Source organism: Micromonospora sp. NPDC004336 (assembly GCF_053602615.1).
This window is the reverse complement of sequence record NZ_JBSGDY010000027.1, coordinates 1-25,851: the sequence shown is the minus strand read 5'-3', so window position 1 is coordinate 25,851 and position 25,851 is coordinate 1. Positions and strand designations below refer to the sequence as shown.

The 25,851-nt window shown below is 75.3% G+C and carries 23 protein-coding genes and 1 tRNA gene; 5 read left to right on the top strand and 19 right to left on the bottom strand.

Going from position 1 to position 25,851, the window contains the following annotated elements:
- Positions 1-75: 75 nt before the first annotated feature.
- From ACWENR_RS08960 to ACWENR_RS08920, 9 genes are all read right to left on the bottom strand, one after another.
- A complete protein-coding gene (locus ACWENR_RS08960) occupies positions 76-411 on the bottom strand; it encodes a winged helix-turn-helix domain-containing protein (RefSeq protein ID WP_452276464.1) in 336 nt (111 codons plus the stop codon).
- Complete coding sequence (locus tag ACWENR_RS08955) at positions 408-638, bottom strand: hypothetical protein (protein ID WP_452276463.1); 231 nt, start codon at positions 636-638, stop codon at positions 408-410. Before ACWENR_RS08955 ends, ACWENR_RS08960 begins: the two co-directional genes overlap by 4 nt.
- A gap of 220 nt (positions 639-858) precedes the next feature.
- Positions 859-1,194 (bottom strand): YnfA family protein, encoded by a 336-nt coding sequence (locus ACWENR_RS08950; protein ID WP_452276462.1) that lies wholly within the window; start codon positions 1,192-1,194, stop codon positions 859-861.
- Positions 1,195-1,328: 134 nt separating this feature from the next.
- Complete coding sequence (locus ACWENR_RS08945) at positions 1,329-3,299, bottom strand: cytochrome c oxidase assembly protein (protein ID WP_452276461.1); 1,971 nt, start codon at positions 3,297-3,299, stop codon at positions 1,329-1,331.
- Between the two features lie 409 nt (positions 3,300-3,708).
- A complete protein-coding gene (locus tag ACWENR_RS08940) occupies positions 3,709-4,413 on the bottom strand; it encodes a copper resistance CopC family protein (RefSeq protein WP_452276460.1) in 705 nt (234 codons plus the stop codon).
- A 28-nt stretch (positions 4,414-4,441) separates the two neighbouring features.
- Positions 4,442-5,671 (bottom strand): Dyp-type peroxidase, encoded by a 1,230-nt coding sequence (locus tag ACWENR_RS08935; protein WP_452276459.1) that lies wholly within the window; start codon positions 5,669-5,671, stop codon positions 4,442-4,444.
- Positions 5,668-6,291 carry a copper chaperone PCu(A)C gene (locus ACWENR_RS08930; RefSeq protein WP_452276458.1) on the bottom strand — a complete coding sequence of 208 codons (624 nt, stop codon included), beginning with the start codon at positions 6,289-6,291 and terminating at the stop codon, positions 5,668-5,670. The genes ACWENR_RS08935 and ACWENR_RS08930 overlap by 4 nt, the downstream gene beginning before the upstream one ends.
- A gap of 96 nt (positions 6,292-6,387) precedes the next feature.
- Entirely contained in the window at positions 6,388-7,164 is a 777-nt protein-coding gene (locus ACWENR_RS08925; protein WP_452276457.1) for a zf-HC2 domain-containing protein, read from the bottom strand.
- Positions 7,165-7,250: 86 nt separating this feature from the next.
- Positions 7,251-7,820 (bottom strand): sigma-70 family RNA polymerase sigma factor, encoded by a 570-nt coding sequence (locus ACWENR_RS08920; protein WP_452276456.1) that lies wholly within the window; start codon positions 7,818-7,820, stop codon positions 7,251-7,253.
- 383 nt (positions 7,821-8,203) lie between these two features.
- Between ACWENR_RS08920 and ACWENR_RS08915 the strand changes: the two genes are divergently transcribed.
- On the top strand, positions 8,204-8,974 hold the full coding sequence (locus ACWENR_RS08915) for a Stf0 family sulfotransferase (RefSeq protein ID WP_452276455.1): 771 nt from the start codon (positions 8,204-8,206) through the stop codon (positions 8,972-8,974).
- 148 nt (positions 8,975-9,122) lie between these two features.
- Here the strand turns inward: ACWENR_RS08915 and ACWENR_RS08910 are convergent, their stop codons facing one another.
- Both ACWENR_RS08910 and ACWENR_RS08905 read right to left on the bottom strand, forming a co-directional pair.
- Positions 9,123-10,664, bottom strand: coding sequence for a TROVE domain-containing protein (locus tag ACWENR_RS08910; protein WP_452276454.1), 1,542 nt, complete (start codon positions 10,662-10,664; stop codon positions 9,123-9,125).
- Positions 10,665-11,355: 691 nt separating this feature from the next.
- Positions 11,356-11,424: transfer RNA gene (locus ACWENR_RS08905), tRNA-OTHER, on the bottom strand.
- Positions 11,425-11,470: 46 nt separating this feature from the next.
- Here ACWENR_RS08905 and ACWENR_RS08900 point away from each other — a divergent pair.
- The 3 genes from ACWENR_RS08900 to ACWENR_RS08890 are packed head-to-tail and all read left to right on the top strand — an operon-like array spanning position 11,471 to position 12,952.
- A complete protein-coding gene (locus ACWENR_RS08900; protein ID WP_452276487.1) occupies positions 11,471-11,776 on the top strand; it encodes a TSUP family transporter in 306 nt (101 codons plus the stop codon).
- A 41-nt stretch (positions 11,777-11,817) separates the two neighbouring features.
- Complete coding sequence (locus tag ACWENR_RS08895) at positions 11,818-12,483, top strand: SMI1/KNR4 family protein (RefSeq protein WP_452276453.1); 666 nt, start codon at positions 11,818-11,820, stop codon at positions 12,481-12,483.
- A gap of 49 nt (positions 12,484-12,532) precedes the next feature.
- A complete protein-coding gene (locus ACWENR_RS08890) occupies positions 12,533-12,952 on the top strand; it encodes an MmcQ/YjbR family DNA-binding protein (protein ID WP_452276452.1) in 420 nt (139 codons plus the stop codon).
- 143 nt (positions 12,953-13,095) lie between these two features.
- On the opposite strand, the gene ACWENR_RS08885 is transcribed toward ACWENR_RS08890, so the two are convergent.
- A complete protein-coding gene (locus ACWENR_RS08885) occupies positions 13,096-13,431 on the bottom strand; it encodes a hypothetical protein (protein ID WP_452276451.1) in 336 nt (111 codons plus the stop codon).
- A 391-nt stretch (positions 13,432-13,822) separates the two neighbouring features.
- On the opposite strand from ACWENR_RS08885, the gene ACWENR_RS08880 reads away from it, so the two are divergent.
- On the top strand, positions 13,823-16,258 hold the full coding sequence (locus tag ACWENR_RS08880) for a M14 family metallopeptidase (protein WP_452276450.1): 2,436 nt from the start codon (positions 13,823-13,825) through the stop codon (positions 16,256-16,258).
- A 176-nt stretch (positions 16,259-16,434) separates the two neighbouring features.
- On the opposite strand, the gene dinB is transcribed toward ACWENR_RS08880, so the two are convergent.
- From dinB to ACWENR_RS08845, 7 genes are all read right to left on the bottom strand, one after another.
- The gene (gene dinB / locus ACWENR_RS08875) at positions 16,435-17,619 is read right to left on the bottom strand and encodes a DNA polymerase IV (RefSeq protein ID WP_452276449.1); all 1,185 of its coding nucleotides are present in this window, start codon (positions 17,617-17,619) and stop codon (positions 16,435-16,437) included.
- A 151-nt stretch (positions 17,620-17,770) separates the two neighbouring features.
- Positions 17,771-18,295 (bottom strand): GNAT family N-acetyltransferase, encoded by a 525-nt coding sequence (locus ACWENR_RS08870; RefSeq protein ID WP_452276448.1) that lies wholly within the window; start codon positions 18,293-18,295, stop codon positions 17,771-17,773.
- Between the two features lie 254 nt (positions 18,296-18,549).
- Positions 18,550-20,124: a glutamate synthase-related protein gene (locus ACWENR_RS08865; protein ID WP_452276447.1), complete on the bottom strand. Its 1,575-nt coding sequence runs from the start codon at positions 20,122-20,124 to the stop codon at positions 18,550-18,552.
- 185 nt (positions 20,125-20,309) lie between these two features.
- The gene (locus ACWENR_RS08860) at positions 20,310-21,530 is read right to left on the bottom strand and encodes a PP2C family protein-serine/threonine phosphatase (RefSeq protein ID WP_452276446.1); all 1,221 of its coding nucleotides are present in this window, start codon (positions 21,528-21,530) and stop codon (positions 20,310-20,312) included.
- Between the two features lie 66 nt (positions 21,531-21,596).
- The gene (locus tag ACWENR_RS08855; protein ID WP_452276445.1) at positions 21,597-23,747 is read right to left on the bottom strand and encodes an amylo-alpha-1,6-glucosidase; all 2,151 of its coding nucleotides are present in this window, start codon (positions 23,745-23,747) and stop codon (positions 21,597-21,599) included.
- Between the two features lie 202 nt (positions 23,748-23,949).
- Complete coding sequence (locus ACWENR_RS08850; protein WP_452276444.1) at positions 23,950-24,360, bottom strand: VOC family protein; 411 nt, start codon at positions 24,358-24,360, stop codon at positions 23,950-23,952.
- Positions 24,361-24,479: 119 nt separating this feature from the next.
- Positions 24,480-25,610, bottom strand: a complete 1,131-nt coding sequence (locus tag ACWENR_RS08845) for a peptidoglycan recognition protein family protein (RefSeq protein ID WP_452276443.1) — start codon at positions 25,608-25,610, stop codon at positions 24,480-24,482.
- Positions 25,611-25,851 lie beyond the last annotated feature (241 nt).

The following is a 25,851-nucleotide window of genomic DNA, read 5'->3' as shown; positions in this document are numbered from 1 at the left end:
GCCCGCCTGGTCACCGACCGGGCGGGCCGGACCCGTTCCGTGGACCGACTCGACGCCCCGCCGTGCCCCGCGCGGTCAGGTCGGCGTGAGGCGGAAGCCGACCCCCCGGACGGCGTGGATCGTCGCCGAGGCGTTCAGCCGGGCGAGCTTGCCCCGCACCCGCCGGACCACCGAGTGCATGTCGGAGCCGCGACCGAGGTGCGCGTTCCCCCAGACCTCGAGGTGCAGCCGCTCGTAGGTCCAGACCTGCCCGGGCGCGCCGACCAGGCACAGCAGGAGGTCGTGCTCCAGCCGGGTCAGCGCGACCTCGCGGTCCCGCCACCGCAGCACCCGACGGTCGGAGTCGACGCTCAGGTCGAGCCGTGGCGGCGCGACGGCGACCGCCGTGGCCTCGGCGGGCGCCGTGGTCACGGCCTGGACGGGCGCCGTGGCCTCGGCCTCGGCGGCGCCCGGTCGGACGGGGTCGCCGCCGTGGGGGAGCGGGGCCGGTCGGTCACGTCGAGGAACTCCCGTGCCTGGTCGACGCTGGAGACGATCAGGAACGCCTCGCTGCCGCCGAGCAGCCGGGCGAGCTGTCTGCGTTCGGCCGGCGAGGAGGCGATTCCGATGACCAAGGACGCGGCCGGGATCCCCCTCACGCCCCACCCCTTCCGGCTCCCCACCCGTTCCCGGGACAGTCACGGCACGATGACGATCGATCGATGCCGTGACTCTAGTAGGGTGTCATCTCGCTCGGGTGAACAGTGGTTACAGTTCGGTATCCATGAATGGCTGTGCGGTGCGTGCCCGCGCCGGGGCGCGGAGCGCCGTGCGCCGCGAGGTGGCCCGGGGCCGCCGGGCCGGCGCGGATCGTGGGGGTCAGCCGGCACGCGGGGCGTACATGATGACCGCGACCCCGACCAGGCAGATGGCCGCGCCGACGACGTCGTAACGGTCGGGGCGGAAACCGTCGACGACCATGCCCCACAGCAGGGAACCGGCGACGAAGACCCCACCGTAGGCGGCGAGGATGCGGCCGAAGTTCGGGTCGGGCTGGAACGTCGCGACGAAGCCGTAGCACCCGAGCGCGACGACTCCGGCCGCGATCCACCACAGCCCCCGGTGCTCCCGCCAGCCCTGCCACACCAGCCAGGCGCCGCCGATCTCGGCGAGCGCGGCGAGCAGGAACAGCAGGATCGAGCGGACGACCGTCATGCCCTCCGACCGTAGCGGGGGCCTGGTCGGCGGCCCCCGGCGCCTCCCTCGCCGCGACGTCGCCCGACCCCCTGCGGGGCCACGGGCCGAGCGACCCGGCTCCGGCCCCGATCCCGGCCCCAAGCTCGCGCCGCCTAGCGGGCCGGTCCGGACTCCGCGTCGCCGTCGCTCCGGCCGGCCTGCCGGGCGGCGGCGAGGAAGGCGTTGTACCGGGCGAGGTCGTCCTCCTCGCCCGTGGCCTCGGCCCGGTCGGCGGCCCGGTCGAGGCGGCCCTGCTCCCGCCGGTCGGCGCGGATCCACTGGCGGACCAGCAGGATCATGACGACCGTGGCGGGTATCTCGCCGAAGGCCCACGCGATGCCGGCGCCCAACCTCTGGTCGTCCAGCAGCGAGGACGCCCAGCCGGGGTGGACGGCGACGTACCAGTCCGGGGCGATGACGGTGGTGGTCTGCATCAGCACGAGGCCGAAGAAGCCGTGCGCCATCATCGCGGCCAGGTGGAGGAGCACCAGCAGGGGCGGAGCGAGCCTGCGCCGGCCGGGGTCGACCCCGATGAGCACCCAGAACATCAGGTACCCGGCGAGCACGTAGTGGGTCAGCATGGCCAGGTGGCCGACGTGGGACCGCATCAGCGTGCCCAGCAGATCGCTGAAGTACAGGCCGAAGAGGCTGCCCGCGTAGATCCCCAGCGCGACCACGGGATGGGTGAGCACCCGCGCGGGCCGGCTGTGCAGCGCGAGCAGCAGCCACTCCCGCGCGCCGCGCATCTGCGGGTCGGTGGGCCGGCGCAGCGCGCGCAGGGCGAGGGTGACCGGCGCGCCGCCGACGAGCAGGATCGGCACCAGCATCGACAGCACCATGTGCTGCACCATGTGGACGCTGAACAGCACGTGGGCGTAGCGGGCCACCCCCAGGTTGGTGATCGCGGCCAGCAGCAGCATGCCGGTCAGCCAACTGGCCGTCCGGGCGGCCGGCCAGCGGTGCCCCGCCCGGCGCAGCCGCCACACCCCGGTGAGGTAGCCGCCGACGCCCGCGACGGTCAGGGTCAGGAAGAACATGTCCGGCAACGGCTGCCCCACCAGCAGCCCCGGCGTCGGCGCGTCAGGCATCGGGAAGCCGAGCAACTCGGTGATCGGGTCGGCGTCGAGCGGGTCCTCCGCCGTCGGGGTGGGGCTGCGGGACAACGCCACCGCCAGCGCGACGGTGGCGGCGAAGACGACCAGCTCGCCGGCGGCCAGCCGCCCGAACGCGTCGCGTCGGCCCGCACGCAGCGCCGGCAGCGTCCGGGACCGGTGCACCGCGCCGAGGGCGCCGAGGACCACCAGCGCGCCGAGCTTGCCGAGGACCAGCCAGCCGTAGCGGGACTGCCACAGCTCCGCCGGGGTGCCCAGGCGCACGGCGGCGCTCGCCGCCCCGCTCACCGCGACGGCCGTGCAGCAGCCCAGGGCGAGGCGGCTGTACCGGCCCGCCGCGTCGGCGAGCTGCCGGCTGCGACGGACCATCAGCAGCGCCGCCAGCCCGCCGACCCACAGCGCGGCGGCCACCACGTGCAGGGCGAGGCTGGTCACCGCGATCTGGTGGTTGCCCGCCCCGGCGGCGTGCCCGGTGAACGCCGGCGGCAGCAGCGCGACAAGCGCGACCAGCGCCACCGCGGCGGCGAGGCCACGCGACACCCCCGCGCGGGCCAGCACCGCCGCCGCCAGCGCCAGCCCTGCCTGCAGCAGCAGCGCCTGCCCCTGCGAGATAGACGAGGCGAAGCTGACCACGGTCGCCGGGGTCAACTCGTCCACGGGCACGCCGAGCAGGTCCGAGACCGTCAGCACGATCAGCGCCGCCGCGGTCGCCGCCCAGGCGCCGGCCGCCGCGCTCGCGCGGCGCAGCAGCAGCCAGCCGTACGGGGACACGCTCCGACCGTCGCCGGGCAGCAGGAACGCCGCCGTCACCGCCATCCCCACCGCCAGGGTGGCCAGGCCGTCCGCGAGCAGCCGCAGCACGGGCAGCCCCCACGTCGTGACCGGCCCCGGGTCCGGCAGGCCGGGGATGGCGGTGGTGAGCGCCTCGCCGGCGCGCAGGCCGAGCAGGAGCACGGCGACCGCTGACGCCACGGCCGCCACCGGTACGAGCCACCCGGCCGGACCGCCCGCCCCGGGGCGGGATCCGGGACGGGCCGGCCCTGCCGTGCCGCCGGCCGTCGTCAACGCCTGAGGACCGGCGTCCGGGACGCGGGCGGGGCGAGCCGGGTGGGGGATGGTGTCAGGCACGTCGTTCCCTCTGATCAGGTGGGTGGGCGTGAAGCGCGCGGCCGCCGCTCCGGTGGCCTGGTCGGGCGGGCCCGCGGCCGGGCAGCGGTGGCGCGGCCGGGCAGTGGTGGCACGGCCGGGCAGCGGTGACACGGCCGGACGGGCATCGGGTGACGGCGGGGCGGGGCGTCGGCCGCGTGGGGCGCGGCGGTCGGCGCCGCCGCGAGCGTCTCCCGTCCGGTGGTCGACTCCGGCAGCTCGGTCGGGTGTGCGGTCAGGTGGCGGTGCGGCGCCGGCGCAGCAGGATCGCGGCCCCGCCGGCGACGACGGCGGCCAGGATCCCGGCGGCCGCCACCAGCGCGACGGCGCCCGGCCCGCCGCCCCGGGTCCCGCTCGCGGCGGCGGGACCGGCCGACGTGGCGGCCGGGGCGGGCGCCGACGAGGCGCTGTCCGGTGCGCCCGCCGCCGGTGCGGCGCTGTCCGGTGCGCCCGCCGCCGGTGCGGCGCTGTCCGGCGCGCCCGGCGCCGGTGCGGCGCTGGCCGGCGTGGCGCTGCGCTGCGCGTCCGCCGCCGGGCCGGCGTCCCCGGCGGGGTCCGCGACGGTGAACCGGTACGAGCCCTGCACGGGGTGGCCGTCGGCGGAGACGACCCGGTAGGCGACGGTGTAGGCGCCGTTGGCCAGCGGCCGGTCGATCGTCACCGTGCCGGTCGTGCCGGTGACGACCGGCTCGCCGGTGGGGACCCTCTCCCGGGCGGCGTCGGTGAGCGCGATGGTGGTGAAGGCCGGGTCGAGCCGCTGCATGAACGTGAGCGTGACCTGCGTCGGCGCCGCCGTCAGCCGGGACTCCGCGGCGGGGCTGGCGGAACGCAGCGTGTTGTGCGCGGCGGCGGGCGCGGCCGGCACGAGCAGCAGCGCGACGACGGCCAGCGCGGCGGCCACGAGACCCGCGGCGGTCGGGCGGCGGAACCGGGTGTGCATGGTCGGTGCCTCTCCTGGTTGGTGACGCTCAGCCGAGCAGTTGTTGGCCGATCCAGCCGCCGTCGGGGCAGCCGGGCGGAATGGCGAAGACGGCCGAGCCGATCGGCGTGGTCCACTCGTTGAGCAGGTCCCGCTCGGCGAGGCGCCGCTGGATCGGCAGGAACTGCCGGGCGACGTCGGCCTGGTAGGAGGCGAAGATCAGCCCGCTGTCGGCGCCGCCGTCGGCGGTGGGTACCCCGTCGTAGTTGTAGGGGCGGCGCAGGATCTTCAGCCGGTCCTCGCCGACGCGGGCGCGCGTCAGGTGGGAGAAGTCCGGGATGACGGCGAGCCCGTCGGGGCCGGTGGCGGCGAAGTCGGGCTCGTCGTGCTCGGCGACGCCGGTCAGCGGGGCGCCCGTGTCGAGGCGGCGGCCGACGGCGAGTTCGCGGTCGGTGCGGCCGAGCAGGTCCCAGCTCTCCAGGTTCATGCTGATGCGCCGGAGCACCAGGGTGGTGCCGTCGCGTAGCCACGCCGGCCCGTCGGGAACCCAGACGGCGGTCTCCAGCGGTCCGCCCGGCCTCGGGTTGGCGGTGCCGTCGAGTTGGCCGAAGAGGTTGCGCTGGGTGTACCCGGGCTCGACGCCGGCGCCACGCCGGAATCCCTGCTGCACCCACCGCACCGTGGCGAACGGCCGGCTGTCCTTGACCAGGACCCGCTGGGCGTGGGCGACGGTGACCGGGTCGTCGGCGCAGATCTGCAGCAGCAGGTCGCCGCCCGACCAGCGGGGCTGGAGCCGGTCGACGCGGAACGCCGGCAGGGGAGCCACCGAGGCCGGGCGCCGGTCGTCGAGGCCGGCGGCGGCGTAGAGGCCGGGGCCGAAGCCGAACGTGACGGTCAACCGGGCCGGCAGCAGCCCCAGTTCCGGTTCGGTGTCGGCCAACGCGGGCCGGCCCTGGGTGAGGCGGGCCGCGTCGTCGCTGAGCAGCCGCAGCATCCGGCCCAGCGCCGCCCGGTCGGTGCCGGCCCGCAACGTGAGCGCCACGAACGACGCGTGCGCCTGCGGCTCGGTGGCGACACCGGCCTGCCGGGGGCCGTGGAACGGCTCGACCGCGCCGCCGATCTCGGCCACCGGCGCGACGGGGCGTACGCCCGGGGCGCCGGAACGGGCGGCGGTGACGGCGGCGGCGCCGGCCAGGGATCCGCCCGCGGCCAGGGCGCCGCCGGTGAGCAGGCCGCGCCGGCTCACCGGGCGGCGGGCGGTGGTGGGCGGCGCGGTCATGACGCCGGGCTCGCGGTGGTCCCCGGCGTACCCCTCGTGCCCGGCGTGCCGCTCGCGCCCGGGGCGGGCGCGTCGTGGCCGGGGGCGTAGCTCTCCTGCGCGCCGGTGAACGGCTTGGCCACCGCGGTGAAGGTCTGGGTCCGCCCATCGGCGAAGGTCAGCGCGATGCGCACCTGGTCACCCGCGCGGACCGGCTGCGTCAGGCCCATCAGCATCAGATGGTCGCCGCCGGGCTCCAGCGCGTACGTGCTCCTCGCCCGGACCACGAGGCCGCCCTGCTTGGCCCGCATGACCGGCTGGCCGTCCCGCACCGCCGTCTCGTGCAACTCCACGGGCGAGACGTCGGTGGCCGCCCCGCTGATCGTGACGTCCGCGTCGCCGTCGTTGACGAGGGTGCCGAACGCCGCGGTCATCCCCGTGTCGGCGGCCTTGACCCACGCGTCGCGTACGCCGAGCACGCCCGCCGCCGGGGCGTCCGCCGTGGCCGACGACGCCGGGCCCGGCGTGCCGGCCGACGGCTCCCGCGAAGATCCGCAGCCCGCGCCGCCGAGCAGCAGGGTGGCGGTGGCGAGGAGCGCGGCCGTCCGCCGACGCGATCCGGCGGGCATGGTGGAGGGCATCGGGCGAGGTCCCTTCGAGCGGTGACGCGACGTCCGGTTGGTCGGCCGACCGGCCGGGAAAGTTCCCGTCGACAGCCGATTTCTGTCCGGAAATGATCAGGCGGCCCGACGGTCGGACACGTGGGCGGAACCGGGGTACGGCGGCAGGACGCGCAGCCCCGGCCGCCCGGGCTGCTCCTCCGCCGGCAGGCGCCAGCGCGGCTCGCCCGGGCGGCCACGCTGTGCCGGGCCGTCAGGGCGCAGCCCGGGGCGCGACAGCGCGACGACGATGGCGTAGCCCACGAGCAGGAAGCCGTGACTGACCAGGCGGGCGGTGTCCACCCGGCCGGTGGCCAGGTCGTTGACCGACAGCAGCACCAACGTGCCGACGAACGCGCTCAACATCGGCACCAGCCCGGTCGGGCGGGTACGCCGGGCGGCGACGAACAGGAAGCCCGCGCCGACCGCGACGTTCCAGGCGGCCGACTCGTGCCACAGGTGCCCCGCAGCGAGGGCGTCGCCGGCCGGATGCACGTGCGGGGCGGCGACGCCGCGCCCGATCTGCGTGAGACCCAGCACGAGCTGCAGCGCCCCGATCAGCCCCAACGCCGCCCGCAGGCTCAGCGCCGCCCGGCCCCGCAGGCTCGCCACGGCGCGCGCCCACCGGCGGGGCGGGGGCGCCTCGGACAGCGCGTCGAGCACGGCGCCGGTGAGGTCGTCGCCGGGAACCAGGACCGACAGCCGGGCCCGCCGGGTCACCGCCGTCGCCCGGTCCCACCACGTCCGGCAGTCGCCGCATCCGGCGAGGTGCGCCTCGACCGCCACCCGCTCGGCGGGAGACTCCTCCCCGTCGAGCTGCGCCGACAGCACCTCACGCCACTGCTCACACCCCATGTACGGGTAGTCGGTCCGGCCCCGCCGCCGGTTCCCGGCGATTTTCGCCGGCCCTCGTCGGGCCCCTGCTCAGCGGGGCCGACGGGTCAGCCGGCCGCGCTGCCGCCGCGCCGCGGAACCGACCCGGGTCGGCCGTCCGCCGCGGCCACGAGGTCCTCGCGGGCGCGGGCCACGCGGGAGCGGATGGTGCCGATCGGGCAGCCGCACACCTCGGCCGCCTCGGCGTAGGACAGGCCGAGGAGCTGGGTGGCCACGAACGCCTCGCGCCGCTCCGCCGGCAGCGCCGCGACCAGCTGTTCCAGCACCACCTGCCGGTCGAAGGCGCTCCGCGCGGCGTCGGCGGCGTCGTGGCCGTCGGTCAGCGGCACGGTCCGGGGACGTGACGTGGCGGTGCGGAGGTGGTCGGCGGCGACCCGGCGGGCGATCGCGAGCAGCCACGTCCGCCCCGAGGACCGCCCGGCGAAGGACCGCACCGACCGCACGGCCCGCAGGAACGTCTCCTGGGCGAGGTCGTCCGCCTCGGCGGGGGAGACCAGCGCGGCCAGGAAGCGGCGGACCTGCTGCTGCGTCGCCCGGACGAAGCGGGCGGCGGCGTCCCGGTCGCCGCGGCCGGCGGCGAGCGCCCACGCGGTGATCTCCGCGTCGTCCTCGGTCACCTGGCACCTCCCGTCAGCCCGCCCGGGGACGGGCCCCCGGCGGTCACGACAAGTCGTAGTAGTAACCGGACCGTACCCTATCGCCGGGGGCGGCCCGCACCCCTCCGGCGGTACGGCCGGCAGACCGGATCGGATCAGCGCGCCGCAGGCTCCGCAACCCCGCACGCCGGCCGCACGCCGGCCGCAGGCCCCGCACCCACCGCTCGCCCCGCTCGCCCCGCACGCCCCGCTCGCCCGGTCGCGCCGGCCCGAGCCGGTCGCGGCCGGCACGGCGGCCACGGCCACGTCGGGGCCGGACGACGACGGGTCGTCGGGCGGCGGCGCGCCGCCGCCCGGCCGAAACCCAGTTGCCCATCACTTGCGGGCCGCGGTTACCTGAGGCTGTGCCCGGAGACAGAGTCGACTCGTACTTCGTCTGCGCCACGCCCCGCACCGGCAGTTCGCTGCTGCTCGGGTTGCTGGAGTCGACCGGCGTCGCCGGCCGGCCGCAGGCATACTTCCGCGCGCCCGACGAGCTGCTCTGGGCCGACCGGTGGCGGTTGCCGCGCACGGCCGACGGCGGCGTCGACCCCGCCGACTTCGTGCGGGCCGCGCTCGCCGCGGGGCGGACCGGCAACGGCGTGTTCGGCGCGAAGCTCATGTGGGGCGCGCAGGACGAGTTGACCGCCCGGCTCGCGGCGATCCACCCCGACCTCGCCGGCGACGACGTCGCGCTGCTGGGCCGGGAGTTCGGCCGTAGCCGCTTCGTCTTCCTCCGGCGCGACGACGTGCTGGCGCAGGCGGTGTCGTGGCTGCGTGCCGAGCAGACCGGGGCCTGGTTCGTCGGCGGCAACGGCGAGATCAGCGGCGCCGCCGCCACCGGACGGGCGCCCCGTTTCGACGCGGACGCGATCGGCCGTCTCGTCGAGACGATCACCGAGCACAACGCGGCCTGGGAGGCGTGGTTCGCCGCGCGGGGGATCCGGCCGCACGCCGTACGCTATGCGGAACTCGCCGCCGACATGGTCGCCACCACCCGCGGCATCCTCGACTTCCTCGGGCTGGACGTGCCGGCCGGGGCCGCCCACCGGATCGTGGCCCGGCACGCACGCCAGTCCGACGACCTCAACCGGCAGTGGATCAGGCGGTACCGAGCGGAGTCGGCCCGGGGCTGATCCGCCGCCGCGCCGACTCGACCGGCTGCGGCGCGGGCACCGGCCCGCACCCGGCCGTCCTCCCTCCGGCGCGGCCGGTGCCGCCGCACTCGCCGGTCACCCGCGCGCGCGGCGTCGACCTCCGGGAAGGTCGACGCCGCGGCGCGGATCAGAAGGGCCACCGCTCCCGGGACCCCGCCTCGATGAGCGGGATCATGGCGAACGCCGCGTCGGAGAGGCCACCGAACGTGTGCCGGTTCCCGGCCGTCGGCGCGTGCCCGGCCCGGTAGCCGGCGAGGTTCCAGGTGTACACCGGCACCCGCGCCGGCACCGCCGCCGTCACGTCCGCCGAGCCGTGCCAGTGGGCCTGCTCGTCGGTGAGGATGACCACCCGGTCGTGCCCGGCGTAGTGCTCGCGTACCGCCTTCTCCGTCTCGGTCCCCTGGCCGTAGAAGTAGCCGTCCTGCTTGAACCGGCGCACCGCCGCCAGCACCGACTCGCCGGCGACGGGCGGAAACACCGCGCTGGTGTGGGAGAAGGACACCACCGTCGCCTCCCGCGCGCGGGCCGCCAGCGCCAGGCCGAACACCGTGGCCGCGTCCCAGCAGCGCAGCGTGCCGTCCTTGCTGAACGCGTTGGTCATCGACCCCGACGTGTCGATCAGGATCAGGGTCCGCCCGTCCAGGGCGGGCACGTTCGTCAGGGCGTGCTGCAACGCCTTCTCCAGCGGGTACGCCCACCGCAGGCTCGGCGCGGCGTTGTACGCCGACAGGAAGCGCATCGGCAGCACCCGCGACCTGGCGACCTCACCCGGGTCGGACAGCTTGGCCGCCACGGTCTCCGCGACGGCGTCGCTGACGCCGGCCTCGTCGAAGTTGCGCAGGTTGCGCAGCAGCGCCAGGTAGCCCATCGACGGGATGATCGCCTCCCACGCCGGGGCGTCCATCGCCGTCTGCCGCCAGCCCGCGAGGGCCTCCCACGTCATTCCGGCCGCGTCCAGCACCGCCGGGTCGGTGATCTCCCGACGCCGCTCGACGGGCAACGCCATGAGTTCGGCCCGAGCGGCCAGCGTCGTCAGCGACGCCGGCAGCGGATTGTCCCGCTGGTGCCGGCGGTCCAGCGCGTGCCGGAACAGGTCACCCTGCCGCTCGTCCCTCGCCACCGGGTGGGTCAGGTCGACCACGTCGCCGAACCGGACCGCGTTGCGGTCGGAGTCGTACTTGAGCAGGCTCCGCTCGTGGTAGAGCCGCACCGCCGCGTCGGCGATGCCGCGCTTGACCGGCTTCGGCAGGGCACGGCCGTGGCGACCGAGCCAGTACGCGAGCGCCTCGCCCGGCTCGTCCGCGCGCTGCAACGCCGAGTTGACGATCGCGCGCGACCCGGGGATGCCGGCCGCGACCTGCGCCCGGGCGCCCTCCAGCGCGGCCACCACGGCCGCCGAACGCAGCATGGCTCCGGTACGCAGCCACGGCACGAAGCGGGCGAACCAGTCCGGGTCGGCGACCGCGACGGTGGCGACCAGCTCACGGAACCGGGCGTCCCGGTCTGCGGCGCCCTCGTAGAAGGTCTCCTCGCCGACCATGTTCGACACGCCGAGCAGGAACAGTTCCGTGCGGGTCTCGCGCGCGAAGCCCGGCGCGCCCTCGGCGGTGACGAGCCCGCCGTCGGCGCCCCGCCCGTTCCGGCGCAGCCTGAGGTTGAACTTGGCCATCACGCCCCCACGTTCCGTACGGGGAAGCGCCACCGCACGCACACCCGAGACCAGGGTCGGCGACGGGCTGTGTCCGCTGCTCTGTCCATTGAGCTACGGGCCCGAAGGCAGCCGGGGGGACTCGAACCCCCAACCGCGGATCCTGAAGTAGCCGTCGCCTGCGCACCGGGTGTGCGTGTGGTCGCGCCTCCCGAGATCAGAGCCGGCGACGGACGGAACCCTTCGCCGGGGCGTGAGCCCCTCCAGATGTAACCGTCACCTTCGCACCGGGAGGTGCGGGCCTGACGGTAGCGGTGGCTCCGGCGGGCGGGCAAGGCGGTTTCGGCGGCCGGGCAACGACCTGCGGGGCAAGGCGATGAGGTGCGGCGTAAGACGATGAGGTGCGGCGCAAGGCGATGAGGTGCGGCGCAAGACGATGAGGTGCGGCGCAAGGCGATGAGGTGCGGCGCAAGACGGCGAGGTTCGACGGCATGGCGTCGCGCCGCCGGCGGGGGGCAGGCCGCCCACCCGAGATCGAGGTCGGCGGCGGCGTGTGCGGGTTCGAACCGCACGGCCCCATGGGGGCCGCCACCAGAAGTAACCGTCGCCATCGCACCGGGTGGGCGGCGTGCACACCTCCCGAGACCAGGGGCGGCAACGGAGACCGGCCCTTGCGGGCCAAGGCGACCTGGGCCACTGGTCGACACCGTGTCACCGGCGGCGGGATTCGAACCCGCGTCTCCCCGTGGGAAGCGGAAGTAGCCGTTGCCTGCGCACCGGGAGGTGCCCCACCACGGTAGGGGACGCCGCGCGCGCCGGCCAACCACATTCGCCGGCCGGCACGCCGCGACGGGGCCCTGCCTCTACGGACCCCGCCTCTACAGGGCCCGCCTCTACGGCCCCGCCTCGACCGGCCCGCGAACGCGGGCGGGCCGTGCGGCGTCGCGGCTCAGCCCTCCGTCTTCGGCGACATCGACTGGCGGGGCGCGGCGATCCTGGTCCCGGCGACCGTCCTCGGTGGCTACGCCGGGGCGCGGCTGCTGCGCAGGCTCCCCGGCCGCCTGCTCAGGCTGGTGGTCGTCACGTTCGGGACGGTCTTCGGCCTGGTCCTGTTGTGGCGCAACCTGCTGTAGGTCGCGGTCCGCCGTCGGTGCCCGCCGGTATGGTGCCGGCCGTGACGCACACCGACTGGTCCGACGTACGCGAGCGGCTCGCCCGGCTCTCCGCCCATCCCGACGCCGGCAAGGTGTTCGGCGCCAGTGCGCACAGGTGGGCGCTGGAGCCGGCACTGTCCGCCGGGGAGCTGGCCGAGTTGGAGGGGGAACTGCGGGTCGAGTTGCCCGAGGAGTACCGCTCGTTCCTGCTCACCGCCGGCCGGGGCGGCGCCGGGCCGGCCTACGGCCTGTTCCCGCTGCGCAGGGTGGACGGGCGCTGGGCCTGGGAGGGCGACGGCGCCGACCTCACCGACCGGGACACGCTGCACCAGCCGTTCCCGCACACCGAGGCGTTCAACCCGGCCGACGAGCTGCCCGAGCCGCCCGACGAGGAGGACTACGACACCGTCGAGGCGTTCAACGAGGCCGAGGACGCCTACTGGCGACTGCACGACAGGATGGTCTACGTCCCCGACCACTCGATCGGGCTGCTCTACCTGTGCCACCTCGGCTGCGCGATGCGCGAGGCGCTGGTGGTCACCGGCCCGGCACGCGGCCAGATGTGGGCCGACGACACCGCCGACGGCACCGGCTTCCGGCCGCTGCACGACTCCGACGGCACGCCGCTGGGCTTCGCCCGTTGGTACCGACGCTGGCTCGACGAGGCCGACGCCACTCTCGCCTGACGGCCGTCGCGCGGGCGAGAGTGTCGGAGGGGGTGGCTACGGTCCGGGCATGACCGCCCCCGGAGACGTGCCGCCCGAGTTTCTCACCCGCCTGCGCGCGATCTGTCGCGAGCTGCCCGAGAGCTACGAGGAGCCGGCCTGGGTGGGCGTGCGCTGGCGGATCCGCAAGCGGACCATCGCGCACGTGTACACCGTCGACCCTGGGCACCGGGCGGCGCGTGCGCGGGCTGCGGGGACCGACGAGCCGACCTGCGTCGTGACCTTCCGGGCGTCCCTCGACGAGGTGCGGGCGCTCGTGGCCGGCGGCCACCCGTTCTTCAAGGCGGACTGGGGCGCCGACGTGCTGGGCCTGGTGCTCGACGAGGGCGTCGACTGGGCCGAGGTCGGCGAGCTGCTCACCGAGAGCTACTGCCTGCTCGCTCCGAAGAAGCTCGCGGCGCAGCTGACCGGGCCGGTCGGGCGGCCCTGAGGCCGGCTACGCCCCGAGGCCCGTGGCGGGGGAAGTTCGGCTACGCCCCGACGCACGCGGCGGGGGAAGTTCGGCTACGCCCCGACGCACGCGGCGGGGGAGGTTCGACTACGCCCCGACGCACGTGGCGGGGGGAAGGCCGGCTACGCCGCCGACGCCCGCGGCGGGACCGGCCGGTTGCGGCGGGCCGTCACCTCGGGCAGGCCGGCGCGTCCGCCGTGGCCGTCCGGCTGCCCGGCCGTGACGTCCGGGGACGGCCGCGTCGAGCCGGTCCGGGCCATCCGCAGCGCGAGCTGCGCGTTGTTCCACGGCGGACAGGGCCAGGCCTGGTCCGCGCAGAGCAGGTTGCGGCAGCCCCCGTCCCCGTCCGGCTCGTGGGCGTCGGCCACGCCCAGGGCGAGCTTCCACAGCAGCGGATCGGTCACCTCGTCGGGACGGTCGTCCTGACGATCGGGCCGGTCGGTGGTGGCGTCGGACACGAGTGATCCCCCTTGTCGCAGGTGCGACCCTCACCATTCTCCAGTTGGCGCACCGGTCAAACCTCGGGCCGACCGACCGTCCGGGGACCGGCCCGGCGCACGGCAGCGCCCGCCGGGGATTGACAGACAACTTTGTTCACACTGAGGATTGGCTCAGTCCACCGACCGTCACCGCAGCAGTCCGCCCGTCCACCAGTCCGACGACGCCGCCGCAGCTCGGCCACGCGGGCGGCGTCGGTCCACCGCAGCCGGACACCACCACCCTCCTTCAACCGGCTCGTGACGCCGCACGTCGTGGCGCGCGACCGACGGGGCCGGACCGCGCACCCCGAGCGGGGCCCCTCGGCCACCTCAATCGGTCACCCGCGTCGAGAAACAGAAGGGCCGACAGATGCGTGATTCCCTGGGTCCCCGGTGGCGCCGCCGCCTTCCTCTCCCCGCCGCGCTGGCCGGGGCCGTGGCCGTGGTGCTGCTGGTCAGCCCCGCCGCGGCCACCGCGCCGGCCGCCGCACCCGCCGTCGACCTGGTCCGGGTCGGCGACGAGGAGGCCGACGTCGTCGAGGTGCTGCTCGCCGACACCGCCCAACTGGACGCCCTCGTCGCGACCGGCGTCGACCTCGACCACCACGTCGCCCGCACCGAGGACGGGGTCGTCGCGCACGCCGTCGTCACGGCCAGCGAGCGCACGGCGCTGAGCGCCGCCGGTTTCCGGCTCGGCAAGGTGCTGCACCGGCCCGCCGACGCCCGGCAGCGGGTGGCGGAACGCGAGGCGACCATCGCGGGGCACGTCGCGCAGAACCGGCAGTTCGCCGCCGCCGCGACCGCCGACCCGACCACCCCGGGCGCGTCCGACGTGAAGATCATCCGGGCCGACTACTACACCTCGGGCACCAGCCAGATCCTCTCCGTCGAGGCGAAGTGGGCGCAGGGCCAGACGGCCACGACCGCCCTGACCGTCGAGCGGGACAGCGGCCCCGGCACCGACTTCGGCTCCGGCGGCACCCAGACCATCTCCCGCTTCGTCGACGCCGGCGTCTACCTCTACCACCGGGGCGCCGCGGCGGTCACCAGCCGCCCCGACCGGATCCGGATCACCAGCCCCACCGGTGACGTGGCGGTCGCCACGGTCAAGGAGTGGCTGCCGACACCGGGCGACGGCCCGGAGGGACCCGGCTACCAGAAGGACTTCGTCACCAGCTACCTGACGCCCACCGAGCTGTACGCGCGGATCCGCCAGCTGGCCGCCGAGTTCCCCCGGCTCGCCGAGATCGTCGAGCTGCCGTACCGGACCAACGGCTACCGGCGGCACGCGCAGGCGGTGTTCGGCGCCGCCGCCGACAGCCGGGTCGCGGTCGACTCCCTGGCGTGGGGTCACCAGGGCGGCAACGACCTCTCCGTCGAGATCGCCGACCCGGGCGCGGCGAACGCCCCGCTGTCGGTGACCGTCACCGGCACCGCGATCCGGGTCGCCCTCGCCACCGACGGCACCGGCGCCGTGACCAGCACCGCCGCCGAGGTCGTCGCGGCGCTCAACGACCGGGCCGCGGCGCTGGTCCGGGCGTACACCTATCGGGGCAGCCCCGGCGCCGGCGTGGTCGCGCCGGCCCCACGGACCGCGCTCACCGACGGGCTGAGCGCGCCGGCCAGCGTCTCCCGCGACCCGCACCCGGTGTACGCCATCCGGATCGGCAAGCACCGCGACGGGTCGAAGCTCGGGGTGCTCGCCTACGCCCAGGAACACGCCCGCGAGTGGGTGCCGCCGCTGGTCACCGTCGAGACCGCCGAGCGGCTGCTGCGCAACTACGCCCACGACGGGAAGACCAGGCAGCTGCTCGACAACCTCGACATCTGGATCGCCCCGTCGGTCAACCCCGACGGCGGCCACTACTCGTTCTACGACTTCAACTCCCAGCGCAAGAACATGACCAACCACTGCCCGACGAGCGGGGCGGCCGACTTCCTGGCCCGCAACTCCTGGGGCGTGGACAACAACCGCAACTACACCGAGTACAGCCTCTTCGACGGCTACTCGGGGGCGTCGGCGAGCTGCACCAGCGGCACGTACGCCGGCCCGGGCGAGCTGTCCGAGCCGGAGAACCGCAACCTCGACTGGCTGGCCGCCCGCCCCAACATCCGGTTCTCGATGAACCTGCACTCGTCGGGCAACTACTTCATGTGGTCGCCGGGCGCGTACGCGCTGCCCGACCGGATCTCCGCGCCGCGGCCCACGCTCGCCGAGGAGTCGGCCTTCTGGGGCGCCTCGTCGCGGATCCTGGCCGCCATCAAGCGGCACCGCAACATGGCGGTCACCCCGGCACGCACGGGCCCCATCTCCGACGTGCTCTACTCGGCGGCCGGCAACTCCGGTGACATGCTCTGGTACAGGTACGGCATCTACGCCTGGAACTTCGAGGTCGGCACCTCGTTCCAGCCCGAGTGGGACGAGGCGCACCACGAGACGATGGAGTTCGCCAACGGCCTGGTCGAGCTGATGCGGGTGGCCCGCGACTTCGCCAGGGACAGGGAACGGCCGCGCAGCACGCTGGCGGTCGCGCCGAGCGCGACGCCGGGCATGGTCGACGTGACCTTCTCCACCAGCGAGCCGGCCGCGGTCTTCTACACCCTCGACCGGGCCGCCCCGACGTACGCGTCGACCCTCTACGGCTCCGCCGGCATCCGCGAGGGCGGGGAGACGCTGACCGTCCCGGCGGGAACGACGGTCCACTGGTTCGCGGTGGACTCGGCCGGCAACGTCGAGAACAACTACCGCCCCGACGGCAACGGCCGGAACTACCGCAAGGGCACGGCCGCCCTGCCGACGGGCTGAACCCGGCACGACGCGCGGGAGGCCCGCCGGTCCACCGGCGGGCCTCCCGTGCGTGCCGGCGCACCGGGGTCCCCGCCGGCCACGCAGTCGACGTGCCCCGGCTCCACCACCGGCACGGCACCGTGCTCCGGTGCGGCACCGCGCTCCGGCACGGCACCGCGCTCCGGCGCTCGGTCTCAGTCCGGCAGGAGCGGCATCTCCAGGCCCGGCTCGCGGCCCAGCAGCACCGCCCGGGTGAGCGCCCCCGACCCGAACCGGTCGCGGACCGCGTCCACCGCGGCGTCCAGGTCCGCCCCCGGATCGCGGTCGAACGGCAGCGGCGGCTGCACGGGGGAGTCGTCCAGGTTGCCCACCGACACGCCGACCAGCGTGACGCCGCGCCGCTCGATCTCCGGCAGCGCCGCCCGCAGCAGCGCCCGGGCCGCGCCGAGCAGCGGGGTGGTGTCCGCGGTCGCCTTGGCCAGCGTGTGCGAGCGGGTCGCGCGGGTGTAGTCGCCGAACCGCAGCCGCAGCGTCACCGTCCGCCCGGACCTCGACGCCGCGCGCATCCGCCGGGTCACCCGGTCGACCAGCCCGGCGAGGACGGCCTCCAGCTCGGCGGGGGAGTGCCGGCCGCCGAGGGCGTGCTGCGCGCCCATCGAGCCGCGCCGGCGGCCCACCTGCACCGGCCGGGGATCGCGGTTGTGCGCCAGGGCGTGCAGGTGCCGGCCGGAACCCGCACCGAGCAGCGAGACCAGCGCCGCCTCGCCGAGGCGGGCGACCTGCCCGACGGTACGCACGCCCCGGTCCCGCAGCTTCGCCGCCGTCACCGGGCCGACGCCCCACAGCCGCTCGACCGGCAACGGGTGCAGGAAGCCCAGCTCCCCGTCGGGCGGGACGACCAGCAGGCCGTCGGGCTTGGCGACGCCGCTGGCCACCTTGGCGAGGAACTTCGTGCGGGCGACGCCCACGGTGATCGGCAGGCCGACCCGCGCGCGCACCTCCCGGCGCAACCGCGCGGCGATGTCGACGGGCGGCCCGACCAGCCGCCGCAGCCCGCCCACGTCGAGGAACGCCTCGTCGATGGAGAGCCCCTCGACGACCGGGGTCGTCTGCCGGAAGATCTCGAACACCGCGCGGCTGGCCGCCGTGTAGGCCGCCATCCTCGGCGGCACGACGACCGCCTCCGGGCAGAGCCGGCGGGCCTGCCGACCGCCCATCGCGCTGCGTACGCCCCGGGCCTTCGCCTCGTAGCTGCACGCGAGGACCACGCCGCCGCCGACGATCACCGGCCGGCCGCGCAGGCGCGCGTCGTCGCGCTGCTCGACCGAGGCGTAGAACGCGTCCAGGTCGGCGTGCAGGATGCGGGCCTCGCGCGACACGAACACATGTTCGCACGGAACCCCGCGCCGACCGCACTGACCTGCCCGAACGTCACGTCCAGGGGCGCGCTCGCTCCGGCGGCAGGGACCGTACGGCCGTCGACGGCCGTCGTACGGCTCAGGCGACGCGCGGGGAAGGGCCAGGCGTTCCCTACAGGTCCTCGAACGGCTTCGCGTAGGTGAACCCGCCCCGGATCGACGGCCGCCAGGCGCTCAGCGGGCGCGCCATGAAGTACTGCGGCCCCCACGGCTGCGGCGGGGTGACGCCGAGGTCGACGGCCGGGCGGAACCCGAAGCGGGGGTAGTACCCGGGGTGGCCGAGCAGCACCACCAGGGCCTCGTCGAGCGCGTCGGCCGCGCCGAGCACCGCGTGCATCAGCGCGGAGCCCGCGCCGCGCCGCTGCCACGCCGGCAGCACGGCGAGCGGGCCGAGCCCCAGCGCGACCGGTTCGCCGGCCACCCGGCCCCGGGTGCACACCACGTGCCCGACGACCTGCCCGTCGTCGTCGACGGCGACGAGGGAGAGGGCGGGCAGCCACCCGGCGTCCGCCCGCAGCGCGTCCACCAGCCCCGCCTCGACCGGTACGGCGTCGGGCCTGTCGGGGTCGGCGAAGGCGGCGAGGTGCACGGCCCGGACGGCGTCGATGTCGGCGGGGGTCTCGCGTCTGATCAGCACGGCGCCACCATAGGCGCGACGGGCCGGGGGCGCGCGCGAATATGGCCCGCGCCCGCGCCCGCGCCTCAGCGCCCGCCCTTAGCAGCGCCCGCGCCTTAGCGCCCGCGCCTCAGCGCCCGCCCTTAGCAGCGCCCGCGCCTTAGCGCCCGCGTCCGCGCCTTCGCGTCCGCGCCTTAGCGTCCGCGTCCGCGCCCGCGCCTTAGCGCCCGCGCCCGCGTCTTCGCCTTCGCGGGGGCGGCGGGCGGGCGGGGTGGTCAGGGCATCGCGGTCGGGGAGGGCGGGGCGCTGCCGCCCTGCGGCGCCTCGGCCGTCATCAGCCGGGCGATCTCCTCGCGGTCGGCGGCGGACGGCAGGCCCCAGTCGGGGCGGTAGCCGTACACCTCGTGCAGCGGACGGGAGGCCGTGCGACCGTCGAGGACCTCGATCGCGTCGGTGTCGATGAGGCCCGGGTGCTCGACGCCGCACGCCTCGGCCACCTTGACCAGGTCCCGGCGCAGGGTCCTGATGTAGTTGGCCGCGCGGACCGACTTCAGCGCCGGGTCCAGCCCCCGGGCGAGCCACGGGTTCTGCGTCGCGACGCCGGTGGGGCAGGTGTCGGTGTGGCACTTCTGGGCCTGGATGCAGCCGATCGCCAGCATCGCCTCCCGGCCGACGTTGACCATGTCGCAGCCGAGCGCGAACGCCACCACGGCGTTGTCGGGCAGCCCGAGCTTGCCGGCGCCGACGAAGACCACCTGCTCGTGCAGGTCGCGCTCGGCGAAGACCTTGTAGACCCGGGTGAAGCCCTGCTGGAACGGCAGCGACACCGAGTCGGTGAAGATCAGCGGCGCGGCGCCCGTGCCGCCCTCGCCCCCGTCCACGGTGACGAAGTCGACGCCGCGCCCGGTGTCGCGCATCAGCGTCGCCAGCTCCTCCCAGAAGCGCAGGTCGCCCACCGCCGACTTGATGCCCACCGGCAGGCCGGTCTCGGCGGCGAGCAGCTCCACCCAGTCGAGCAGGCTGTCGCAGTCGGAGAACTCGGCGTGCCGGGACGGGCTGACACAGTCCCGGCCCCGCGCGATGCCCCGGGTCGCGGCGATCTCGGCGGAGACCTTGGCGGCCGGCAGCAGGCCACCGAGGCTGGGCTTGGCGCCCTGGCTGAGCTTGACCTCCAGGGCCCGCACGGGCGCGCCGGCGACGAGGTCCTTGAGCCGGTCGAGGTCGAACCGGCCCTGCTCGTCCCGACAGCCGAAGTACGCCGTGCCGATCTGGAAGACCAGGCCCCCGCCCCTGCGGTGGTAGGGGGACAGCCCGCCCTCGCCGGTGTTCTGCAGGCAGCCGGCCAGCGCCGCGCCCCGGTTGAGCGCCTCGACGGCGTTGCCGGACAGCGACCCGAAGCTCATCCCGGAGATGTTGACCACCGACTCGGGCCGGAAGGCGCGGGCACGACCCCGGGCGGCGCCCAGCACCTTCGCGCACGGCAGCCGCACGTCGTGTCCGGCCTCCGGCGTGGACGGCGGAACGGCCCGGCCGAAGGTGCGGTGCTTGATCACCGGGTAGCCGGGGGTGAACTCGATGTCGTTGTCGGTGCCGAAGCCGAAGTAGTTGTTCTGCTGCTTCGCCGACGCGTACACCCAGCGGCGCTGGTCCCGGGTGAACGGGCGCTCCTCGTTGTTGCCCGCGACGATGTACTGCCGCAGCTCCGGCCCGATCGACTCGAGCAGGTAGCGGGCCCGCCCGAGGACCGGGAAGTTGCGCAGCAACGCGTGGTCACGCTGGATCAGGTCGCGCGCGGCGAGGGCGGCGACGGCGGCGACGGCGGCGGGTACGGCTCGGTTGGCCCACTTCATGCCCGCCACTCTTTCCGCGATCGTCGCCCGCCAAACAGGCGACGGGTACGCGTGTCCGACCGGTGGCCCACCGCCGCGTCCCGGAGGGTCGCACGAGTGCTTTCGAGCTGAATCGTCTGCGACATCGGGGCGGCTGCCCCGATCGTCGTTGCCCGGATCGGCTGGCACCCGCGTCGCCGTCAGGCTCAGCCCCGGGCCGGCCGGCGGCGGACGACCAGCATGGCGATGTCGTCCGTCGGCTGGTCGGTGCCCAGGGCCGCCATGACTGTCGCGCAGACCTGCTCGGCGGGCGCCGGCCGGACCATGTCGACGAGGTGTTCGAGGCCGACGTCGATGATCTCGCGGCGGCGCTCGACGAGCCCGTCGGTGAAGCAGACCAGGACGGCCCCCGGAGGCAGGTCGACGGTGCTCTGGCGCCGGGCGGGCGGGCGGGGACCCGTGCCCAGCGGCGGGTCGACGGGGACCGGGACCGGGGCGCCCCGGCGGCCCGGGACGGCGAGGACGGGCGGCAGGTGACCGGCCGCGGAGATCCGGACGGTGGTCCGGTCGGGGGAGATCATGGCGTAGATCGCCGTGGTCAGGCTGCCCGCCTCGAAGTGCGAGACCTTGCGGTCCAGCATCGCCAACGCCTCCGCCGGGTCGTCGCAGACCAGGGCGTAGGCGCGCAGGGCGCTGCGGATCCGTCCCATCACCACGGCGGACTGCAGGCCGTGCCCCGACACGTCGCCGATGACCAGCCCCAGCCAGCCCGACGGCAGGGTGAACACGTCGTACCAGTCACCGCCGACGCCGGTGACGTGACCGGGCACGTACCGGGCGGCGAGGTCCAGCCCGGGCACGTCGGGCAGCTGCGTGGGCAGCAGGCTGCGTTGCAGGGCGAGGGCGGCGGTGTGGTCCAGGTTGTTCGACCGCGCGGCGTTGGCGAGGCTGGCCCGGTCGGCGACCAACTCCAGCAGCCGGACGTCGTCGGCGGTGAAGTGGCGCGGGCGCAGCGTGCCGACGTGCAGCACGCCGATGAGCCGATCCTGGGCGAACATCGGCACGCCGAGCAGCGAACGCAGGCCCATCGTCAGCAGCACGGGGTTGACCACCGTGTCGGGGGTGACGTCCTCGATGACCACCGGCTTGCCGGTCAGGGCGATCCGGCCGGCGAACCCGCGCCCGACGGCGATCCGGAAGCCCTGCCGGACCTCCTCCTCGAGGCCCTTGGCGGCGGTGGCCACGAGCTGCTGCGTGGGCGCGTCGAGCAGGAGGATGGCCGCGGTGTCGACCTCGATCAGGTCCCGGACGCGGTCGAGCAGCTCGTCGAAGAGGTCGGCCGCGTCGAGGCGGGACAGCGCCGCGTCTGTCACCGCCTCGATGCGGCGTAACCGCTCGTCGTCCTGGATGAGCCCTGCGTCGGCCACGACAGGATCCTAGCCCCGTGAGCTGGTCTGTCCGCTGCGGCGACCGCCGGTGGCCGGCCGGGGCGGTCAGCTCCGGTGGCGTCGGACGGCCGCCGCCTGGAGCGTGGGCCGGCGCACCACTGCGATCCGGTCGCCGCGGGCGCGCAGCGACGTCCGCCCACCGCGCCCACGCCGGACGGTCAGGTCGATCGTGCGCCCGCCGATTTGCACGCCCTCCAGGACGAGGTCGGGCAGCCACTCGGGCAGGTGCGGGTCGACGAAGACGGTCCGCAGCGGGGCGGCCGGGCGCAGCGCCAGCAGCGCCTGGACCAGCGCCACGACCGCGCTGGCCGACCAGGCCTGCGGCGAGCAGGAGTTCGGGTAGACGCCGGGATGCGGGTGCGCGTCGTCCCGTGGCAGGCCGCTGAGCACCTCCGGCAGCCGGTGCTCGGCGAAGAGCGCCGCCGCCGCGAACGCACCCTCGGCGAGCCGGTGCAGGTGCTCCCAGCAGCCGTACCGGGCCAGCCCGAGCCCGATCGTGCCCGCCTCCACCGGCCAGACGCTGCCCCGGTGGTAGCTGAACGGGTTGTACGCCGGGTGCGCCGACGACAGGGTGCGCACCCCCCAGCCGCTGAACATGTCGGGGGCCAGCAGCCGGTCGGCGACCAGGGGCGCCAGCCGGGCCGGCACGATCCCGGTGGCGAGCAGGTGGCCGTCGTTGGAGTTGACCGAGCGCACCTGCCGCTTGTCCGGCCCCAGCGCCATGGCGTGACAGCCCCGCTCCGGCATCCAGAAGGCACGGTGGAACCGGCGACGCAGCGCGGCGGCCCGACGGACCAGCCGGGCGCCGAGCGCGGGATGCCCGGTCGCGGCGAACACCACGGCGGCGTGCCGCAGCGCCGCGTACCAGTAGGCCTGCAGTTCGCTGGAGGCGATCGGGTTGGGCACCACCTCGCCGCGCTCGTCGACTACGGCGGTGTCCGAGTCCTTCCACCCCTGGTTCTTCAGCCCCGCCCGGGACCGGCAGTGGTATTCGAGGAAGCCGTCCCGGTCGGGGTCGCCGTACCGGTCGATCCACCCGAGGGCGCGGCGCGCGGCCGGCAGCAGCTCCCGTACGGTGTCGAGGTCGCCGGTCCAGGCGAGGAACTGGCCGAGGAAGACCAGGAAGTCGGGCGCGGTCGACCAGTCGCCGTAGTAGCCGTCGAACGGGTCGAGCCCGAGCGCGGACACCGGGCCCCGACGGGCCTCGTGCAACGGCTTGCCGGGCTCCTCGTCGCGCCACTCGTCGACGCGTCGCCCCAGGTGGTGGGCGTTGAGCCGCAGGCTGTCCGCCAGCATCGTGGGCCCGGCGAGCAGGGCCTGCCACGAGGCGGTCATGGTGTCGCGGCCGAAGATCTCCTGGTAGATCGGCAGGCCGGCCATCGGCGCGGTCGGCCCGGCCGGCTCGCCGAGCGGCAGCACCGCGAGGTCGTCGACCGCGCGGCGCCAGGCCGCCGTGACGTCGAAGTTGCTGCTGCTCAGCCGGGCCAGCTCATGGGCGAGCCGGGCGCGGGCGAGCGAGGCGTCGTCGCCCGGCTCGGCGAACGTCGCCGGCGGCGCGGCCAGTCGCCGCCCGTCGAAGACCGGCTCGACGACGAGTTCCACCCGGCCCGATCCGCGCGGCGGCACGGCGACGTCGACCAGCACGGCGCCGTCGCCGTACCGGACGGGCGCGTCGGCGCGGACACCGATCGCCACCGCCCGGTCGAGGCCGTCGCACCGGTAGGTCAGCCGCAGCTCGCGGTCGTCGGCGTCCCAGCTCGTCTCGACCGGGCCGGACTGCACCCGGCGGCCGGTCTCGGCCTCGCCGGTGTCGGCGAAGTCGGCGGCGAGGTGGATCCGCACCGCCAGCTCCAGCGGCGCGGAAGCGTAGCTGACCACGGTCAGCCGGGTCCGCAGCCCCTCGCCGACGAAGCGCTCCACCAGCAGGTACGCCGCGCGGGACGGCAGCGTCTCGCCGTCGCCCAGCGCCGCGTACGAGAGCTGTGCGTGGCCGGCCACGTTGGCCGTGCTGAACGGCACCGGCTCGCGGCCGTCGACGGTGAGGCGTTCGACGCTGAGCACCCGGGTGTTGCGGGCGAAGAAGCCCTGCGGGTCGGCGCCGGTGATCCGGCCGCGCACGTCGGTGACCAGCGTGCTCCAGCCGCTCGCCACGTAGAGCAGGTCCGGGCGGACTCGCAGGTCCCGGACGCGGCTCATCGGCCCGACGGCGTCGACGGCATCGGTGCACCCCCTGACCGGCGGCTGCGGGGCCGGGCACGCCGGTGGGCGCGCCGCGGACCCGACGGACAGGGGTCGGTACCCGGTCGCACCGCCGGTACACCTCCGACCCGGTCGGCGCGTGGCCGGTGGCGTTCCCGCGCGGGTCGCCGTTCGCCGGGTGGCCGGCGGCGCTCCCGGGTCAGCCCTCGGGCTGGCCGATGTCCACCATCCAGGCGACGCCGAAGCGGTCGACGCACATCCCGAACTCGTCGCCCCACATCTGCTTCTGCAGCGGTATCCGCACCGTGCCCCCGTCGGACAGCCGCTCCCAGTATCCGCGCAGGTCGGCGTCGTCGCCGCTGAGGCTGACGGCGACGGTGTTGCCCGGCTCGTGCGTCATCCCCGGCGCGGTGTCCGACGCCATCAGGGTGTAGCCCCGGTCGGTCTCCAGCGTCGCGTGCATGATCTTGTCGGCCAGCGCGGGATCGTCGGAGCCGTACTCGCCGAAGGTGTTCATCGACAGCGAGCCGCCGAACACGCGCTGGTAGAACTCCATCGCCTCCCGCGCGTTGCCCGGGAAGCTCAGGTAAGGGTTGAGTCGAGACGCCACAGCATCCTCCTCCGGTCGTGACAGCGTCATCGTCGCAGATCGGCAGGGCGGGGAGGGGCAGGCGCGACCGCGTTTCGCGGCCCGTGGGCGCGTCCGGGCCGCCCACGGGCCGCGGGCGGTCAGTGCCGGAAGGAGTGGCGGACGACCCCGCCGACGAGGACGCACCAGGTGTTGGTGGTGAGCTTGCCGTTGCGCGGCAGGCCGTGCAGCGCCTGAAGATCCTGGACGGCCTTCTTGGTGGCGTGGTCGTACGTGCCGGTGACGGCGACGTCGGTCCAGCCCTTGAAGTTGAGCATGAACTGGGCGGCGCTGACCGGGATGCCGGTGGCGTCCTTGTCGAGCTCCGGTGCCAGCGTCTCCCAGGTCTGCGCGGTGAGGGTGGCGTCGATGTCGATCGAAAGGCCGTTGCGGTACTGCCAGTCTTGCACGGCGGTGACGGTGGTGCCGTCGAAGACGCTGTTGACGGGCACGACGTAGCCGCGGTGGGTCAGCAGATACTGCACCACCCGCACCGACGGCGAGCTGACGAAGCGCCACAGGTCCGGCCAGCGGCGGGCCGGCACGTCGGCGAGGTCGGTGTCGAGCGCCTCGAACACCCGGCGGCGCAGGTCGGGGAACTGCCGGTAGAAGGCGGCGCCGGGGCACTGCGTGGTGCGGAAGTCCCAGTGGCCGAAGATGTCGTGGGCGTGCAGCCCGTACTGTCGGCAGATGGTCGTGCAGAGTCGGACCAGCGAGTCGAGCAGCGCCTCCGGCGGCGTCTCGGTGACGTAGGTGCCCTCGTTCTCGATGCCGATCGCCCGGCCGTTCTCGCCCGGGCAGTGCGCCGCGGTCATCTGCCGGTCGCCGGCCCGCAGCCGCTCCAGGCTGCCCCGGCGTCCCTCCAGGACGTAGCCGCCCCGGCTGACGGTGAAGTGCTGGCCGGTGTCGGACCAGCCGTTGCCGTCCATGTGCAGGTCCTGGCAGTCGCGGGCGAGCTTGATCGCCTGCGCCTCGGAGTAGTCCGTGACGTTCGGGAACGCCATGTGGTGCACGATGATCTTGTTGGTGGGGATGGCGCTGACCGACAGCGGGCTCGACGGCGGCCGGGCGCCCCACTCGTCGCAGCCGTAGATCCAGTCGAGGTCGGCGCCGGGATCCGCCTGCGCGGCGGCCGGGAAGGCGAGCTCGGTTCCGACGACCGCCACCGTGGCGGCGCCGAGGCCGGCCCGCAGCAGGGTCCGGCGGTCCAGTTCGGAGTGGTCGAGGTGCATGGCGTCTCCTCTGCGGCGGCGGCCGGGGGAGTATGAAAAGGAACTCCATGGGCCGCGTGTGCAGTGGAGGATATTGCCGGGCCCGGCGACACGCCAGAGGGTAGCGGGGACCGTCGTCCCCGGGCCGTGCCGTCGTCGCGGGCGGACACGGCCAGGGCCGGCCGTCCTTCGCGGCCGTCCCGCCGGTGCGCCGGCGACGGAACGGGTACGCCCGTCGCTGAGGTCATCGCCGCTCTCCGCG